General features: G+C 53.8%; 19 protein-coding genes. 10 read left to right on the plus strand and 9 right to left on the minus strand.

Annotated elements, in window-relative coordinates:
* Positions 1-18 precede the first annotated feature (18 nt).
* Positions 19-288: a DUF1161 domain-containing protein gene (locus tag P349_RS19370; protein WP_032651142.1), complete on the minus strand. Its 270-nt coding sequence runs from the start codon at positions 286-288 to the stop codon at positions 19-21.
* Between the two features lie 104 nt (positions 289-392).
* Between P349_RS19370 and P349_RS19365 the strand changes: the two genes are divergently transcribed.
* Positions 393-1,103: a YnfC family lipoprotein gene (locus P349_RS19365; RefSeq protein ID WP_024909099.1), complete on the plus strand. Its 711-nt coding sequence runs from the start codon at positions 393-395 to the stop codon at positions 1,101-1,103.
* Between the two features lie 17 nt (positions 1,104-1,120).
* On the opposite strand, the gene speG is transcribed toward P349_RS19365, so the two are convergent.
* Both speG and P349_RS19355 read right to left on the minus strand, forming a co-directional pair.
* Complete coding sequence (gene speG / locus P349_RS19360; RefSeq protein ID WP_024909098.1) at positions 1,121-1,681, minus strand: spermidine N1-acetyltransferase; 561 nt, start codon at positions 1,679-1,681, stop codon at positions 1,121-1,123.
* Complete coding sequence (locus tag P349_RS19355) at positions 1,681-2,019, minus strand: DUF1283 family protein (protein WP_028017573.1); 339 nt, start codon at positions 2,017-2,019, stop codon at positions 1,681-1,683. The genes speG and P349_RS19355 overlap by 1 nt, the downstream gene beginning before the upstream one ends.
* Before the next feature lie 152 nt (positions 2,020-2,171).
* Between P349_RS19355 and P349_RS19350 the strand changes: the two genes are divergently transcribed.
* The 5 genes from P349_RS19350 (at position 2,172) to P349_RS19330 (ending at position 7,983) form a co-directional block, all read left to right on the plus strand.
* Entirely contained in the window at positions 2,172-2,498 is a 327-nt protein-coding gene (locus P349_RS19350; protein ID WP_024909097.1) for a YnfA family protein, read from the plus strand.
* Positions 2,499-2,609: 111 nt separating this feature from the next.
* Positions 2,610-3,824 (plus strand): D-mannonate dehydratase ManD, encoded by a 1,215-nt coding sequence (manD, locus tag P349_RS19345; protein ID WP_032651143.1) that lies wholly within the window; start codon positions 2,610-2,612, stop codon positions 3,822-3,824.
* 14 nt (positions 3,825-3,838) lie between these two features.
* Positions 3,839-4,858, plus strand: a complete 1,020-nt coding sequence (locus P349_RS19340; RefSeq protein WP_032651145.1) for a Zn-dependent oxidoreductase — start codon at positions 3,839-3,841, stop codon at positions 4,856-4,858.
* A gap of 73 nt (positions 4,859-4,931) precedes the next feature.
* A complete protein-coding gene (locus tag P349_RS19335; RefSeq protein WP_032651148.1) occupies positions 4,932-6,299 on the plus strand; it encodes an MFS transporter in 1,368 nt (455 codons plus the stop codon).
* A 220-nt stretch (positions 6,300-6,519) separates the two neighbouring features.
* Entirely contained in the window at positions 6,520-7,983 is a 1,464-nt protein-coding gene (locus P349_RS19330) for a mannitol dehydrogenase family protein (protein WP_032651149.1), read from the plus strand.
* 43 nt (positions 7,984-8,026) lie between these two features.
* Here P349_RS19330 and ydfZ read toward each other — a convergent pair whose 3' ends face one another.
* Complete coding sequence (gene ydfZ, locus P349_RS19325) at positions 8,027-8,230, minus strand: putative selenium delivery protein YdfZ (protein WP_032651150.1); 204 nt, start codon at positions 8,228-8,230, stop codon at positions 8,027-8,029.
* 287 nt (positions 8,231-8,517) lie between these two features.
* Here ydfZ and P349_RS19320 point away from each other — a divergent pair, with 287 nt between their 5' ends.
* Positions 8,518-8,949, plus strand: coding sequence for a universal stress protein (locus P349_RS19320; RefSeq protein ID WP_032651151.1), 432 nt, complete (start codon positions 8,518-8,520; stop codon positions 8,947-8,949).
* A 34-nt stretch (positions 8,950-8,983) separates the two neighbouring features.
* On the opposite strand, the gene P349_RS19315 is transcribed toward P349_RS19320, so the two are convergent.
* Together P349_RS19315 and ydfG are read right to left on the minus strand one after the other, a co-directional pair.
* Positions 8,984-9,670, minus strand: coding sequence for a GntR family transcriptional regulator (locus P349_RS19315; RefSeq protein ID WP_032651152.1), 687 nt, complete (start codon positions 9,668-9,670; stop codon positions 8,984-8,986).
* Positions 9,671-9,761: 91 nt separating this feature from the next.
* Complete coding sequence (ydfG, locus tag P349_RS19310) at positions 9,762-10,508, minus strand: bifunctional NADP-dependent 3-hydroxy acid dehydrogenase/3-hydroxypropionate dehydrogenase YdfG (RefSeq protein WP_023292548.1); 747 nt, start codon at positions 10,506-10,508, stop codon at positions 9,762-9,764.
* 142 nt (positions 10,509-10,650) lie between these two features.
* On the opposite strand from ydfG, the gene dcp reads away from it, so the two are divergent.
* The gene (dcp, locus tag P349_RS19305) at positions 10,651-12,684 is read left to right on the plus strand and encodes a peptidyl-dipeptidase Dcp (protein ID WP_032651153.1); all 2,034 of its coding nucleotides are present in this window, start codon (positions 10,651-10,653) and stop codon (positions 12,682-12,684) included.
* A 323-nt stretch (positions 12,685-13,007) separates the two neighbouring features.
* The gene (locus P349_RS19300; protein ID WP_050597468.1) at positions 13,008-15,590 is read left to right on the plus strand and encodes a bifunctional diguanylate cyclase/phosphodiesterase; all 2,583 of its coding nucleotides are present in this window, start codon (positions 13,008-13,010) and stop codon (positions 15,588-15,590) included.
* A gap of 57 nt (positions 15,591-15,647) precedes the next feature.
* On the opposite strand, the gene uspF is transcribed toward P349_RS19300, so the two are convergent.
* Both uspF and P349_RS19290 read right to left on the minus strand, forming a co-directional pair.
* Positions 15,648-16,082 (minus strand): universal stress protein UspF, encoded by a 435-nt coding sequence (uspF, locus tag P349_RS19295; RefSeq protein ID WP_032651156.1) that lies wholly within the window; start codon positions 16,080-16,082, stop codon positions 15,648-15,650.
* Between the two features lie 125 nt (positions 16,083-16,207).
* Complete coding sequence (locus P349_RS19290; RefSeq protein WP_032651157.1) at positions 16,208-16,498, minus strand: DUF1330 domain-containing protein; 291 nt, start codon at positions 16,496-16,498, stop codon at positions 16,208-16,210.
* 68 nt (positions 16,499-16,566) lie between these two features.
* On the opposite strand from P349_RS19290, the gene P349_RS19285 reads away from it, so the two are divergent.
* Entirely contained in the window at positions 16,567-17,022 is a 456-nt protein-coding gene (locus P349_RS19285) for a MarR family winged helix-turn-helix transcriptional regulator (protein WP_238550759.1), read from the plus strand.
* Between the two features lie 72 nt (positions 17,023-17,094).
* Here the strand turns inward: P349_RS19285 and P349_RS19280 are convergent, their stop codons facing one another.
* Entirely contained in the window at positions 17,095-17,766 is a 672-nt protein-coding gene (locus P349_RS19280; RefSeq protein ID WP_032651159.1) for an MgtC family protein, read from the minus strand.
* Positions 17,767-17,812: the final 46 nt, after the last annotated feature.

Consider the following 17,812-nt stretch of genomic DNA (forward strand, 5'->3'; position numbering starts at 1 on the left):
AAGGGGATTGAAGCTCAATTACTGAGGTTCAGCTGCCGCACCACTGCCGGTGCGGATGTATAAAATTTTAAAGGTATCGTTGGCACAGTGGCCCACCACCTGCGTGCCCGCCTGATCGGCCTGGTCGTTAGGCACAATGCTCAGCGTAAAGCCTGACTCAGGCACGCCGTTGTTGATAATCTTCTGCTGAATGTCGCTTTTCACGCGCTCGCAGGAATCCGGTGCCGCCAGCGCGGCCGTTGAGGCACTCATTAACAGCAGGGCGGTAATCCAGGGTAACCGTTTCATCTGTAGCTCCTTTTCTCTGTGTAGAGATTAATTTTAGCAGGCTTCGTGTAAACAACTGTATTTGCTAATATGATTGGGAATAATCTCCCTGTACGGTAATAAATGTGAAGAAATACGCAGCGATAACGCTACTGGCAGCAACACTGGTGGGGTGCGACAACAGCTCCGCGCCGCTGTCGTTTACGCCCGAGATGGCGAGTTTTTCAAACGAGTTTGATTTTGATCCGCTGCGCGGCCCGGTCAAAGACTTTACTCAGACGCTGTTCAACGAGAAGGGCGAAGTGTCCAAACGGGTCACCGGCACCGTCTCGACGGAAGGGTGTTTCGATACGCTGGAGCTGCACGACCTGGAGGCTAACACCGGCGTGGCGCTGGTGTTGGATGCCAATTACTATCTTGACGCAGAAACCCAGCAGCGAAAAGTGAAGCTGCAGGGGAAATGCCAGCTGGCCGAACTGCCGTCAGCCGGGGTGACGTGGGATACCGACGACAACGGTTTTGTGGTGGCGGCGCACGGCAAAGAGATGGAAGTGAAGTATCGCTACGACGCGGATGGTTATCCGCTGGGCAAAACCACCGTCTCCGGGGATCAGCACCTGTCCGTCCAGTCGACGCCGTCTAAAGATGTTCGCAAAAGAATGGATTACTCGGCGGTGAGCATGTTGAATGACAAGCCGCTGGGTAACGTCAAGCAGAGCTGCGATTACGACCGCCACAATAACCCGGTGAGCTGCGATCTGACGATCACCGACGACAGCGTCAAACCCGCCGTTGAGCGCAAGTACACCATCAAGAACACGATTGAATATTACTGAGAGTAAAGCCGCGCAGGTTACTGCGCGGTTGGTTTCAGCAGGCTGGCGCCTGATGGCTTGTGCCCGGCCAGGTGCTGATGCTGGAAGATGCACATGCGAATGGTATTGCGGTATTCACCGTTGATAAAGAACTCGTGAATCAGCTCGCCTTCCACCATAAAGCCCAGCTTGCGGTAGATATGGATCGCTTTCTCGTTCTCTTTGTCCACAATCAGGTAAAGCTTGTAGAGATTCAGAACGTTGAATCCGTAATCCATTGCCAGCTTCGCTGCCCGTGAGGCAAGGCCTTTTCCCTGATGTTCAGGGGAGATGATGATCTGGAACTCCGCCCGACGGTGAACGTGGTTGATTTCAACCAGCTCAACAAGACCGGCTTTTTCGCCTTCACACTCCACCACAAAACGACGTTCACTCTGATCGTGAATGTGCTTATCGTAGAGATCGGACAGCTCGACAAACGCCTCGTAAGGCTCTTCGAACCAGTAGCGCATCACGCTGGCATTATTATCGAGTTGGTGGACGAAACGCAGGTCTTCACGCTCCAGCGGACGGAGTTTAACGTCGCAGGATCCAGACATTACGGGGCTACCGTGCGGCCAGTGCGGCGATCCAGGCAGCGCAGAGTGTTAGGCTCCCAGTAGGCATTGACGTTTGCACTTTGCTGACACTTATCGCGCGCGTCAAATGCGACATCTTCTTTGTCCCACTCTTTTTCAGCACGTTTGTTGACCTTCTGACGAAGGTTACGGGTGTCATTCCATTGTTCTTTGTCCATGGCGGCGTTCTGGCGGCTTTGCGCGCTGTCACCAGACTCAATAACGAGCTTGCTGGTTTCCGCTGTCGCAGAGGCGGCAAAGGCGAACGATGACAGCGCCAGCAGGGCTGTCAGACAAAGGCGTTTGCTTAATGTGGTCATAGCGTTTCCTTTTAAATGGGTGCAGATAATCAAGTTACCCCGTACAGATTCTACACCAAAGAGAAATGACGGCATACCCGCGGAGCAAGTATGGAAAAGTAAAGGGCATCATCAGGTATGATGGTTAAATAGATCCTCACCTGACGTGAAAAATGCTTAAAACGACGCTGCTTTTTTTTGCCACCGCGCTATGCGAAATCATCGGCTGCTTCCTACCCTGGCTCTGGCTGAAGAAGGGAGGAACCGTATTGTTGCTCATTCCGGCAAGCGTCGCGCTGGCCCTGTTTGTCTGGCTGTTAACGCTGCATCCGGCGGCCAGTGGGCGCGTTTACGCGGCTTACGGTGGTGTTTATGTGTGTACTGCGCTGCTGTGGTTACGCGTGGTGGACGGCATCAAGCTCAGCGCATACGACTGGGCCGGGGCGCTGATTGCCCTGTGCGGTATGCTGATTATTGTGGCGGGATGGGGGCGCGCCTGAGTCCCCGGGTTTTGTGATCGTTAGCTGATTTTATGATTATTATACTTGTATGGTAGTAGGGTCGATGGGTAAATTTCCAGCATCACAACGAACGATGTAAGGAAAGGAATTATGAAGATTGTCGCGGCTGACGTGTTTGTTACCTGCCCGGGGCGGAACTTTGTCACCCTTAAAATCACCACCGATGAGGGGATTGTCGGCCTCGGTGACGCTACGCTGAACGGGCGCGAGCTCTCCGTTGCCTCGTACCTGAAGGATCATCTTTGCCCCCAGCTGATTGGCCGCGATGCGCACCGCATCGAAGACATCTGGCAGTTTTTCTATAAGGGCGCCTACTGGCGTCGCGGACCGGTCACCATGTCGGCCATCTCCGCCGTGGATATGGCGCTGTGGGATATCAAAGCCAAGGCGGCCAACATGCCGCTCTACCAGCTGCTGGGCGGCGCCTCCCGGGAAGGGGTGATGGTCTACTGCCACACCACCGGGCACACCATTGACGACGTGCTGGAAGACTACGCCCGTCATAAAGAGATGGGCTTTAAGGCGATCCGCGTGCAGTGCGGCGTGCCGGGCATGAAAACTACCTACGGCATGGCCAAAGGGAAGGGGCTGGCCTACGAGCCTGCGACCAAAGGCGACTGGCCGGAAGAGCAGCTGTGGTCCACCGAAAAATACCTCGATTTCACGCCGAAACTGTTCGACGCGGTGCGCACTAAATTCGGCTTTAATGAACATCTTCTGCACGACATGCACCACCGCCTGACGCCAATCGAAGCGGCGCGCTTCGGCAAGAGCATCGAAGCATTCCGCATGTTCTGGATGGAAGACCCAACGCCTGCGGAAAACCAGGCCTGCTTCCGCCTGATCCGCCAGCATACCGTTACGCCCATTGCGGTGGGGGAAGTGTTTAACAGCATCTGGGACTGCAAGCAGCTCATCGAAGAGCAGCTTATCGACTATATTCGCACCACCATTACCCACGCGGGCGGCATTACCGGGATGCGTCGCATCGCCGACTTCGCCTCGCTTTATCAGGTGCGCACCGGCTCGCACGGCCCGTCGGATCTCTCGCCCGTTTGCCACGCCGCCGCGCTGCATTTTGACCTGTGGGTGCCAAACTTTGGCGTCCAGGAGTATATGGGCTATTCCGAACAGATGCTGGAGGTCTTCCCGCACAGCTGGCGCTTTGATAACGGCTATATGCACCCGGGCGACAAGCCGGGGCTGGGCATCGAGTTTGATGAAAAACTGGCAGCGAAATACCCCTACGATCCGGCCTATCTGCCGGTAGCCCGTCTTGAAGACGGCACGCTGTGGAACTGGTAAACGAGGAGCGAACGATGAAAAGCGTAGTGATTCAACAGCCGAACGAACTGGTGATTGAAGAGCGGCCACGCCCGGAGCCAGGCGCAGGTGACGTCCGTGTTAAAATCACGCTGGCGGGGATCTGCGGTTCGGACAGCCACATCTATCGCGGCCATAATCCGTTTGCGAAGTATCCGCGCGTCATCGGCCACGAATTTTTTGGCGTGATTGACGCCCTGGGCGAGGGCGTAGACAGTGCCCGCCTGGGCCAGCGCGTCTCGGTTGACCCGGTGATCAGCTGCGGGCATTGCTATCCGTGCTCCGTCGGAAAACCGAACGTCTGCACCTCGCTGGTGGTGCTGGGGGTTCACCGTGACGGCGGCTTCAGCGAATATGCGGCAGTGCCCGCTAAAAATGCCTGGCCTATCCCGGATCACATTCCCGACCGACACGCCGTCATGGTTGAGCCCTTTACCATTGCCGCCAACGTAACGGGGCAGGCGAAACCGACGGAACAGGACGTCGCGCTGATTTACGGCGCTGGCCCGATGGGGCTGGTCACCGTGCAGGCGCTGAAAGGCGTCTATAAGGTCAAGCAGGTTATCGTGGTAGACCGCATAGACGAGCGCCTTGAGATGGCCCGGCGCAGCGGCGCGGATTGGGTGTTGAATAACGGCGAGCAGTCACTGCAGGCCGCGCTGGAGGAAAAAGGCATCAAACCGACGTTAATCATTGATGCCGCCTGCCATCCATCTATTTTGCAGGAAGCGATAACCCTGGCCTCTCCGGCGGCGCGCATCGTGCTGATGGGCTTCTCCAGCGAGCCGAGCCAGATTGTTCAGCAGGGCATTACCGGCAAAGAGCTGGCGATCTTCTCCTCGCGCCTCAATGCCAACAAATTCCCGGTCGTCATCGACTGGCTGAAGAGGGGGCTGATCGACCCGGAAAAACTGATCACCCATACTTTTGACTATCACCACGTAACAGACGCCATCGAACTGTTTGAGAAAGATCAGCGGCAGTGCTGCAAAGTCTTACTCACGTTCGGCCAATAATCATTTACGCGATTAAGGGCCTGCGCAGACAGGCTCTATGTGGTTCGCATCTTACCTTTCAGAGATAGCCATCATGACACAAGCACAACCGCAACGATCCACTGCCGATCTGGTGAAAGCCGCCGTTTCCGGCTGGCTCGGCACCGCTCTGGAGTTTATGGACTTTCAGCTTTACTCGCTGGGGGCTGCCCTGGTCTTCCATGAGATCTTCTTCCCCGAACAGTCAGCCGCGATGGCGCTGATCCTGGCGATGGGGACCTACGGCGCAGGCTATATTGCGCGCATTGTTGGCGCCTTTATCTTCGGCAGAATGGGCGACAGCATTGGCCGTAAGAAGGTGCTGTTCATCACCATCACCATGATGGGGATCTGCACCACGCTGATTGGCGTCCTGCCGACCTATGCGCAGATCGGGATTTTTGCCCCGGTTCTGCTGGTGACGCTGCGCATTATTCAGGGGCTCGGGGCCGGGGCTGAGATTTCCGGAGCCGGGACCATGCTGGCGGAGTACGCGCCGAAAGGGAAACGCGGCATCATCTCCTCGCTGGTGGCGATGGGCACTAACTGCGGGACGCTGAGCGCAACGGCGATCTGGGCCATCATGTTCTTTGCCCTTGACCGTGAAGAGCTGCTCGCCTGGGGCTGGCGCGTGCCGTTCCTCGCCAGCGTCGTGGTGATGATCTTTGCCATCTGGCTGCGGATGAACCTCAAGGAGAGCCCGGTCTTTGAGAAAGTGAACGATGCACAAACCGTGCAGCCGGACACGTCGCTGGGTTCAATGGTGAAAAGTAAATCCTTCTGGCTGGCGACCGGTCTGCGGTTTGGTCAGGCGGGCAACTCGGGTCTGATCCAGACGTTCCTTGCCGGGTATCTGGTCCAGACGCTGCTGTTCGATAAAGCCATCCCTACCGATGCGCTGATGATAAGCTCCATCCTCGGGTTTATCTCCATCCCGCTGCTGGGCTGGCTTTCCGATAAAGTGGGACGCCGTCTGCCGTACATTATCCTCAATATCTCCGCCATTCTGCTGGCGTACCCGATGCTGTCGATCATCGTCGATAAGAGCTATGCGCCGGGGACAATCATGCTCTCTATCATCGTTATCCATAACTTCGCCGTGCTGGGGCTGTTTGCGCTGGAAAACATCACCATGGCGGAGATGTTTGGCTCGAGAAATCGCTTTACCCGTATGGCCATCTCCAAAGAGGCGGGTGGTCTGGTGGCGGTGGGCTTTGGTCCGGTACTGGCTGGGATTTTCTGCAATATGACCGGCTCCTGGTGGCCGATTGTCGCCATGCTGGTGGCCTATTCCGTGATTGGGCTGCTCTCGGCGATCCTGATGCCGGAAGTGCGCGACCGTGATTTGAGTGCGGCGCAAGACGCAGCGGAATCCGCGCCGGAGGAGAGTGTGGGTTACGGCGCGATCTCTTCACGGCGCTAACGGTTTATAACTTTCGTGACTTATCACACAACTTTGTGTTTGTGTCACACCACATGAACAAAAGTTAATACAAATCAAAATATCAAACGGCAGTATCAGTATGGTTGATGGCAGTTATTTTTTTACTCCAACTGCCATTCTAGTTGGTGTAGTCAGCAGGCGCTGCCGCTTCAGAAAGAGCGGCAGCGAACCACAGCTTTCTAATTAACGAGTCTTAATCATGGAAAACACCTTATTACAGGCCAACGCGACGCTGCCGCAGTACGATCGCGACAGCCTTAAAGCACGCATTGTACATTTAGGCTTTGGCGCATTTCACCGCGCGCATCAGGCGGTGTATGCCGATATCCTCGCGGCTGAGCACGGCAGCGACTGGGGTTACTGTGAGGTTAACCTGATTGGCGGCGAGCAGCAGATTGCCGATCTGAACGCGCAGGATAATCTCTATACCGTGGCGGAGATGTCTGCCGATGCGTGGACCTCCCGCGTGGTGGGCGTGGTCAAAAAGGCCCTCCATGCGCAGGTAGACGGGCTGGAGACGGTGCTGGCAGCGCTGTGTGAACCGCAGGTGGCGATTGTCTCGCTGACCATCACCGAGAAAGGCTACTGCCACTCACCGGCGACCGGGCAACTGATGCTCGATCACCCGTTTATCGTCGCCGACCTGCAAAACCCGCACCAGCCGAAATCTGCGCCGGGTGTAATCGTGGAAGCGCTGGCGCGTCGCAAAGCGGCAGGTCTGCCGGCGTTTAGCGTGATGTCCTGTGACAACATGCCGGAGAACGGCCACGTGATGCGCAATGTCACCTGCGCGTACACCCGGGCGGTAGACGGTGAGCTGGCGGACTGGATCGAGGCTAACGTTACCTTCCCGTCAACCATGGTGGATCGCATCGTGCCCGCGGTCACCCCCGATACGCTGGATAAAATCGAACGGCTGACCGGCGTGCGCGATCCGGCGGCAGTAGCCTGTGAACCGTTCCGTCAGTGGGTGATCGAAGATAACTTTGTTGCGGGCCGTCCGGAATGGGAAAAAGCTGGCGCCGAGCTGGTGTCGGACGTGATCCCGTTTGAAGAGATGAAGCTGCGCATGCTCAACGGCAGCCACTCGTTCCTGGCGTATCTGGGCTATCTGGCCGGATACCAGCATATCAACGACTGTATGGAAGATAAGAACTACCGCCTCGCCGCGCACGCGCTGATGCTTAACGAGCAGGCACCTACGCTGAAGGTCAAAGGCGTTGATTTAGGTCGTTATGCCGATCTCCTGATTGCCCGCTACAGCAACCCGGCTCTACGTCATCGGACATGGCAAATTGCGATGGACGGCAGCCAGAAGCTCCCACAGCGTATGCTGGACTCCGTGCGCTGGCATCTGGTGCATCAGAAGCCTTTCCCGTTGCTGGCGCTGGGCGTGGCAGGGTGGATGCGCTATGTCGGCGGCGTGGACGAGCAGGGTAACGCTATTGACGTGAGCGATCCGCAGCTGGCGGTGATTCAGGCGGCGGTGAAGAGCAGTGCGGAAGGGGAAAGCCGGGTCAAGGCGCTGCTCGGCATCGAAGCCATCTTCGGCAAAGAGTTACCGCGTGAAGCCGTCTTTGTTGATGCGGTGATGAAGGCGTACCAGACGCTGCTGCAACAGGGCGCGAAAGCGACCGTGGCCCAGTACGTCTCTCAACGGTAATTCAGCACATGCCGCCGTTCGCGGCGGCATGTCTGCGCACAGCTTAGTGCATCCCCAGGCGAATCAGCTCAATCGGCTCGAACATACCTTCGCATCCTTCCACTTCAACCGTTTTACTGCGGCGCACCTGCGCGGCATCCAGCCCATCGCTGTGGATCGCTTTAATCACGCCAGTTTTGCCCGTGCCGCTAATCATGACGCGGCTGCCGGTGGTGATTGCATTGCGGTTACGGTCGTATGTCATCATGGTATTTTCTCCTCTCTAACCTGTTCGTTACGGCGCTATTTCAGGGTTGCCGTTCACGGAGCATATAAATACGCCTGTCTGCATCACATGTTTTTGTTTTTGATCAAACTCACACTTTTTTCTTTATTGTGTTGGGCACTGACGGTTCACGACAGCAATTTACAAAGCAGACCGTTATTTTCATTAATTGATAGTTTCGACAGGGAAGCGTTGAGGGTTGGTTTATATTCCCGGTGCCATTCTGGGTACAGGAAATAACCCTTTCATCGTAATAAGGAGTCAGGCTTATGTATAAGAAGATTTTGATGCCTGTTGATGTGTTTGAAATGGATTTGAGCGACAAAGCGGTTCGCCACGCGGCAAACCTTGCGAAGGCAGAGGGCGCCTCGATTACCCTGGTCAATATTCTGCCGGCCAGCAGTCGGTCCCTGCTGCGCGGATTTAACGCCGATATTAAAAAGTTCGAAGAATATATTACTGAAGAATCCGGGAAGAAAATGAACGCGTTAAAAAGACTGTTCGATATCTCGCCGGAGAAAATTGACACCCTCGTTCGCTTTGGCAACGTCCGCGATGAAATTATCAGGCTAAGCAAGGAAGAGGAATATGACGTGATTGTCATCGGATCGAAAAATCCGGGCATCACTACCCATCTTCTGGGATCAAATGCGGAATCTATCCTGCGCTACGCCACAATTCCGGTATTAGTCGTTCGCTAAACCCATCGCCGCACCCGAAAGGGGGCGGCGAATATCACTCTTCGCTAAACCACTCGCTATTTTCCTGACGAATCAGCTGCACGGATTCGCTGATTTCCTGCAGATGCAGCGTCATCGCTTTTTCCACAGCGTCCGCATCGCGTTTTTCCAGCGCGCTGAAAATATCATGATGCTGTCGGAGCAACATTTCCGGCGGGGAGACGTGATCGAGGCTCATGTAGCGCACGCGGTCGATGGTGGCCTTGATGTTTTCGATGGTGTCCCAGGCCAGCTGGCAATCGGCAATCTGCGCCAGTTTCTGGTGGAATTCATCATCAAGCTGGAAGAAATCATTCAGCTGCTTACGGCCAATCGCAATCCGCTGCTGATGCAGGTTCTGCTCCAGCAGGTAACACTGGTTGTCGTTGATGAGCGTTGCGGCACGGCGCGCCACCGCGCACTCAATGGCCTGGCGAACGAAACATCCGTTGCGCACCTGAGAGAGTGAAATTTTGTTCACGTAGCTGCCGCGCTGCGGGCGGATCTGAATTAGACCGTTTTCCGCAAGCTTAATAAACGCTTCACGCACCGGCTGCCGGGAAACGTCAAACCGCACGGAGACCTCTTTTTCTGAAAGCGGCGTTCCCGGTGGGATCAGACAATGGACAATATCACGTCGCAAAATGCGATAGATTTGCTGGTTTACGGGCTGGGTGGGATTGAGTTGCGATTCAGCGGCCATGAGTTGTCATTTCTCAGAGAGTTAGCCCGAACATACTACCATTCTTTTATAATCCGAAACAGACCCGGCCCGCAGGCCGGGAAGGGTCGATTTAGCCACGATGGACGCTAAGTCCGGCAAAACTCTGGCTGACTGGCATCATTTCTACGGTATTGATGTTGACGTGTTTTGGCAGCGTCGCCACCCACCAGACCGTTTCGGTGACATCTTCCGGCGTCAGGGCGTTCGCGTTTTCATAGGTTTTGTCCGCTTTCGCGTCATCGCCTTTGAAACGCACGTTGGAAAACTCGGTGCCACCCACCAGGCCCGGCTCGATGTCGGTGACGCGAATGGCGGTGCCGTGCAGATCGGTACGCAGGTTAAGGCTGAACTGGCGCACAAACGCTTTCGTCGCGCCATACACGTTGCCGCCTGCGTAAGGCCAACTCCCGGCGGTGGAACCGATATTGATAATGTGGCCGCGGTTGCGCTCGACCATGCCCGGCAGCACCGCGCGGGTCATATAGACCAGCCCTTTGTTGTTGGTGTCGATCATGTTTTCCCAGTCTTCCACGCTGGCTTTGTGGGCAGGCTCCATGCCCAGCGCCAGACCGGCATTGTTGACCAGCACGTCGATGGCGCGCCATTCTGCTGGCAGATTCGCAATCATCTCTTCGATCGCCGCGCGGTTACGCACGTCCAGCTGCGCGGTCAGGATGCTGTCGCCTAGTTCGTCTTTGAGTTCCTGTAAACGCTCCTGACGGCGGCCGGTCGCGATAACCTTGTGTCCGTTGGCGACGAAGCGACGCGTGATGCTTTCACCAAAACCTGCCGTTGCCCCGGTAACTAAAATAATCATCTCACTGTTCCTCAACGCTTTTTGTGTTGTACTAACATAGCACGGCCGCAGAGGGTGCGTTAAGGCAACATTTGTATGACAGCGTTGCAGGTGAAGGCGGCCTGGCCTACTCTGGGAGGAGACCCGTACTCAGGAGCGAAAGATGACGGCCACGAATCCTTTTTTTAACATCAGCCTGCTGCCTTACCAGGCACCCCATTTTGATGAGATCAACGACAGCCACTATCGTCCGGCCTTCGATGAAGCCCTTCGCCAGAAGCGGGCGGACATTGACGCGATTGTCTCTCAGGCCACTGCGCCTGACTTCACTAACACCGTGCTTGCGCTTGAGAAAAGCGGCGCTTTGCTCGCGCGCGTCAGCAGCGTGTTCTTCGCCATGACTTCCGCGCACACCAATCCGTATTTACAGGAGCTGGAGGAACAGTTCTCCACCGAGCTTGCCGCGCTGGCAAACGATATCTGGCTGAATGACGTACTGTTCGCCCGCGTGGAGAGCGTCTGGCAGGACCGTGCCGCGCTGGACGCCGAATCCCGTCGTCTGGTCGAAGAGACGTATCAGCGGTTTATTCTGGCCGGCGCGCGTCTGAATGAGACAGAAAAGGCCGAGCTAAAGGCGTTGAATACCGAGGCGGCCTCCCTGACCAGCCAGTTTAACCAGCGTCTGCTGGCTGCCGATAAAACGGGTGGGCTGGTGGTGGATTACGCGCACCAGCTTGACGGGCTCAGCGCCGGTGAGATTGCTGACGCGGCGCAGGCTGCCGCGGAGCGAGGGCTAAACGATCGCTGGCTGATCCCGCTTCTGAACACGACCCAGCAGCCCGCGCTTTCCGCGCTGCGCAATCGTCAGACGCGCGAAAACCTGTTCAACGCAGGCTGGACGCGTACCCAGAAAGGGGATGAAAACGATACCCGCGCGCTGATCCTGCGTCTGACGGCGCTACGTGCGCGACAGGCCCGCCTGCTGGGCTTTGAGGATTACGCCAGCTGGAGCATCGCCGATCAGATGGCGAAAACCCCAGCCGCCGCGCTGGAATTTATGCGCGGCATTGTGCCTGCCGCCCGCGCCCGCGCGGAACGCGAGCAGGCCGATATTCAGAAAGTCATCGACGACGAGCAGGGCGGTTTCACCGTGGAGGCCTGGGACTGGGCCTTTTATGCGGAGCGCGTGCGCCAGGCAAAATATGCCCTCGATGAATCGCAGATCAGGCCCTACTTTGCGCTCAATACCGTGCTGCAGGATGGCGTATTCTGGGCAGCCAGCCAGCTGTTTGGCATTCGCTTCGTCGAACGATTCGATATCCCGGTGTATCACCCGGACGTCCGCGTATGGGAAATTTTCGACCACACCGGTGAGGGCATGGCGCTGTTTTACGGTGACTTCTTTGCCCGTGATTCCAAACAGGGCGGGGCATGGATGGGGAATTTCGTCGAGCAATCCTTCGAGTTTGCTGCCCGTCCGGTGATCTACAACGTCTGTAACTACCAAAAACCGGCGAATGGCGGTGTCGCGCTTCTCTCCTGGGATGACGTGATAACCCTGTTCCACGAGTTTGGCCATACGCTGCACGGTCTCTTTGCCAGCCAGCGGTTCGCCACGCTTTCCGGCACCAATACGCCGCGTGATTTTGTTGAGTTCCCGTCGCAAATCAACGAGCACTGGGCCAGCCATCCACAGGTGTTTACCCATTATGCGCGCCATTACGAAACCGGGGAGCCGATGCCGGACGCGCTGCGGGAAAGCATGCTCAACGCGACCCATTTCAACAAGGGTTATGACATGACCGAGCTGCTGAGTGCCGCGCTGCTGGACATGAACTGGCACGGCATCGGCGAGGCCGTTTCGAGCGTGGACGCATTTGAAGCGGCAGCCCTGAAAAAAGAGGGACTGGATCTGCCCGCCGTACCGCCGCGCTACCGCAGCAGCTATTTTGCCCATATTTTTGGCGGCGGCTACGCGGCGGGGTATTACGCCTACCTGTGGACGCAGATGCTGGCGGACGATGGCTACCAGTGGTTTGTTGAGCACGGCGGCCTGACCCGTGAAAACGGGCAAAAATTCCGCGAGGCGATTTTGTCCCGTGGTAACAGCACGGATTTAGCCGAACTGTATCGCACCTGGCGCGGCCACGATCCAAAGATTGAGCCGATGCTTGAGAATCGCGGGCTGAGCGAATAGAGTCAGTCTCATCAGAAAAAAAGAACCGGGCTTTACGCCCGGTTTTTTTATACGTTTCATCGTTCCTGTGACCGCTACAGCAAAAAATAGTCTTAATATCCATTCTGTGTAAATACAACCGCTGAGGTGATAAGTTACTTTGACCGGTATATTTAATTAACCGAATTTAGGCTGTAAAAGAGTTAATGATTAATAATTTGATCTGGGTTGTAAAAACCACATATTCTTTAGCTTCAGATTTTTTGCTATAAAATTTTATTATTTTTTGCCGATAAATGAAGGTGGCATAAATATTGACGTAATAGCAGTTAAGAAGGCGAAAGATGACCCTACCTCTGAACAATCCGGCTTTCATGGATACCGAGCCTTCTAAAGGCCTGATAAATAAAACCTTTACCTATATTGTTACGTTGTTGATAAGTATTTTCATCGCCGCAATAATATCTCTGCTAATAATAAAAGATAATGTTAATGAAATCAGCGACAAGCATGATGAATTTTTGTTAAGGGAAGCGCTGGATACCCGCCAGGAAAGCATGCGAAGTCATTTGAAAGACAATGCAGAGTGGGGAGATGCCTACAAATATCTTCATCTGAACACTGACGTTCACTGGGCATGGGATAAGCAAAACCTGGGTAAGTCCCTCTATGACAACTTTGGCTACGAAGGGGTGTTTGTTCTCTCCCCGGAAGGGAGAACGCGGTACAGCGTGGTTGACGGGAAACTGAAGCTTCAGGATCTGGATCGCTGGTTAGATAAATCCACCAAAGACCGTTTACTCCGTGAGGTGAGCCTAAAAAATGGATTGCCGGTTTCTATGCTAACGCTTATCGATTCCGTTCCGGCCATTGTTTCTGCGGAATGGATAACGACGGGCGATGATACGAGCGTGCAGCCCTTACCTGGGAAAGCTTCGACAATGGTGTTTATAGACAAGCTAACGGCTAAAAAACTCCTCACGATTGGGCAGGATGCCGGCGTCAAAAATGTTCGTACTTCACCTGAACCAGTCACTTCTCAAATAAACAACCAGACTGAATTTACCTTAAGTGCCCAGAATGGTGATGTGCAAATTATCTGGGACAGCGAAAACCCCGGCCAGGCGTTGATTATTTATTTTTTACCCTTACTCATCCTTTCAGTCATTCTGACGGTATCGATGACGATTATTCTCATGCGTCATATTATGCAGAAGGCGAGAATGCTTGACGAAAATACCTTTCTCCTCGAGCAGGCACGGTTGAATCTCATCACGAGTGAAAAACGATTCCGGGACGTCAGTGAAACAACCAGCGACTGGTTCTGGGAAACAGATTTATCGTTAAAGATAACGTGGCTTTCAGGTCGTTTTTCTACAGTGACGGGATATGAAAATAGCGAATGGATAGGCCGCAGGTTGGATGAACTCTTTCCCTCGACAGCTGGATTATTACATGGCTGTGTCAGCCGCCGCGAGTTAACTGAACGCTTTGAATTTAAGAACTGCCCTTATACTCACGCGCAACAATCCACGTCCTATTGCACGCTTCTGGCAAAGTTTTCTGCACAGCCTGACGGAACGGTGGTGTTGCGGGGCGCGGCAACCGACGTCTCTCAGGAAGTTGAAGCAACAAAACGTGTGGAGTTCCTGTCACGCCATGATGAATTAACCGGTCTGCCGAACCGGTATCATATTAAGGAGTTTCTTGCAGGCCAGTTCGCTAAAGAAGGCGTCAATCATTATCCCTTTGCCATGATTTGCCTCGATTTAGACAAGTTTAAACCCGTCAATGATATTTTTGGGCATTCCGCGGGCGATGCTCTGCTTGGCGAGGTCGCTTTACGGCTTAAAAACTGCGTTCGTCGAGGTGATTTTGTCGCAAGGCAGGGAGGGGATGAATTTATGCTGCTCCTCGGCAACAGCAGCCAAAAAGAGCACATTGAGGAGGTGTGTCACCGCATCGTGCAAGAACTTAACCGTCCTTTCTCCATTGAGGGTAATGATGTGGCGATAGGCGTAAGCATGGGCATTGCGCTGGCTCCCCAGGATAGCAGCAGCGCAAACGATCTTTTACGCTATGCGGATATTGCGCTTTACCAGGCGAAACAATCCGGCAGAAACAGATGGGTCTATTATCGCCCGGATATGTCGGAAAAATTGACCGAACGGAGAAAACTGGAATTAGAACTGAAGACAGCGATTCGCGAAGAGCAACTCTATCTGGTTTACCAGCCGCGTTATAACCTCCGATACTCGAAAATAGACGCCGTCGAAGCGCTGGTACGTTGGAAGCACCCGCAGCGAGGGACTATGATGCCCGATCAGTTCATCACTCTGGCGGAAGAAACAGGCCTGATTATTAACCTCAGCAACTGGGTCATACGCACAGCGTGTGCGGAGACAAAAGATAAATTGCCGGGGTTATCGGTATCCGTAAATATTTCTGCTATCGAATTTCAGGCAAGCGATCTTGCCGAAAGGATAAAAGAGATACTTCACGAAACAGGGCTTGAGCCTAACCGTCTGGAAATAGAAGTGACTGAAAATGTCACGCTTTCCGATCCAGAAAAAACCTTGCAGACCATGAAGTCTCTCAAAAAAATGGGTGTCCGCATTCTGATCGACGACTTCGGTACCGGCTATGCATCCCTGAGCTATCTCCGGAAGTTTCAGTTTGACGGGCTCAAGCTCGACAAGAGTTTTATTTTTACCTTGGGCGATTCACCGCAGAACCAATCAGTCGTAGAGAAAATTATCGATCTGGGTAAAGCCTATTCGATGGCGGTAACCGCAGAAGGGGTGGAGACTGCCGAACAACTCTCTTTTCTTAAAAAAAATAAATGTGATGAAGTTCAGGGCTACTTGCTTGGAAAACCGGCCGCTATTACGGACTTAAATTTAAACACAAACAGAGTCAATCTCTAAAGCGTGCTTTCACTCAGGGAAACGTAAATGAAAAACCGGGCATGTCGCCCGGTTTTTTTATCTTACAACCAGCACAGGGCATTTCGCATGCCGCACTACTGCCGCAGCGTTTGAACCCAACAGATAGGTCGATATGTCAGGCTTATGGGAGGCGATGATAATCAGGTCGGCGCCGATCGTGTCAGCGAGCTTAAGGATTTGATCCTTAGGGGATCCCGTCACGGCGTGAGTCTGAATCTTATCTGCAGGGATTTTGAATTGCTTAATCATTTCATCCAATTTAGCTAAAGCAGCGTGCTGGAACTCTTTCATCTTCGGCATTTCTACGGAGTAGGCCAAACCTAATGATGAGTAATAAGGAAGAGATGGAATAACAGTAAGAAAGTGAACTTTAGCTGTGTTAAGTGCTGTATGTGCCTGAACGAAGGGGATAACCATGTGCGTCAGGCTATCCTCGGAGATATCAATGGGAACCAAAATTGAATTGTACATGTGTCCCTCCTGAGTGTTTTTTGCACAGTTCAGGGTAAACCGTTATTTCCAGCAAAACAGAGAGCAGGCTGTCATAACGGGGACAAATTTCGGTTCTGTGATTTAGGTACAGTTGAACCTGCCTGTCATTCCGTCGTGACAATGAACATTCTTGCTTCCTGGGCGAGCTGGCGTTCAGCCTTAATCGGCGCATATTTTTCCGAATGATAGAAGGCAAGGGCCTGATCTAACGTCGGGAATTCAAAAATGCCTGCATAGGGTAACGGCGCTACTTCCCCTTCCAGTACCTGTGCGACAGCTCCAAAATGGACAATTTTTCCGCCTGCTTCCTCTAATGCTGACGTGAAGCGAGGGGCCAGGCTGGCCTGTCGGGCAGGGTCAATGACCCGTAAGTTGATATGAACAAAGGCAGGCATAACGGTTCCTCAAACAATATAAATAGTGTATATACAGTATTAACTTTAGCATTACTTGTCGAGATGAAATGATGAACAACATTGATGTGGCGCTGTTGGAGACCATTCCGGAGGTCTGTCCGGCGTTTCAGGCGCGCGCTACCGCTCGGGCTATTACGCGCTATTACAACGCCTGTTTCAGACCGTTTGATCTGACCGCTGAGCAGTTCAGTCTGATAATTGGCATCGGGGGTTCTCCTAATGAAAGCGTTGCGGAACTCGCCGCCAGAGCAGGGGTGGATGCGACAACACTGAGTCGTAATATCCGTAGTCTGGAATCCCGGGGCATTATTGACTCGGCTGGAGGCCGTGGACGTGCCGGAAAACGGCTCACGCTGGCAGCTGAAGGCTGGCGTCTGCTTGAAGAGGTCATGCCGGTATGGCAATCCGCTAAGCAGGAGTTGTCCCAACTAATGGGCAGCGAGCAGCTTAGCCTGACGACGGAGATGATGAAACGTCTGGCTAAAATCAGTGCTGCCTTATGAAGTTCTCCGCGTTATTGTCAGAGGCCGTGCAAAACGGAAAGATTATACCGGGCGTAATGCCCGGTAATAGACTTAAATTGCGTGACAGCTGACGGACGCGATAATTTTATTCCCGCCGATATTACCCATAATCAGATCGAGTAATTTCCCGTATTCCTCCCGGGTCATCACCTCGGCCCGAATTTCAGTTTTACCTTCTGCTTGCGCCGTATCGCAATAAATGGCTTTCAGACTTAACGTCAACTCTTTCGCCATGTTGACAATATTCTGCCGCACCGCATCTTCATGCTCGTCATTACAGGTGATTTTAAGGACATAGCATTTTTCGCCTTCATGGAGCGCGGGCAGTTGATTAATCCGTTGCGCAGCTTCGCGAAGCAATATGTTGGCACAAAGGATAATCACGCTGGCCATACCGGCATTCCAGAATTGACCTAAGCCGCACAGCACACCAATTCCGGCCGAACACCATAGCGTTGCGGCGGTATTTAGACCACGAATATTCATTCCTTCACGCATAATGACGCCAGCGCCAAGGAAACCTATTCCGGAGACGATCTGCGCTGCAATGCGCCCCGGGCTATCGGGTGACGTCGAGATGGAACTTAAAATAAACACGGCAGCGCCCGTCGCAACCAGTGCATTGGTACGAAGCCCGGCCATACGCTGGCGCCACTGTCTTTCCGCGCCGATAATTGCGCCCAGCAGCATCGCTGCGAGCAGATGAGAGATATAAGGGAACATCAGCCTGTCGCCTGTTAACATGATTAAACGATAAGCGTCAGTGCTT

The organism is Enterobacter sp. DC4 (assembly GCF_000568095.1).
Classification (GTDB): Bacteria; Pseudomonadota; Gammaproteobacteria; order Enterobacterales; family Enterobacteriaceae; genus Enterobacter; species Enterobacter pseudoroggenkampii.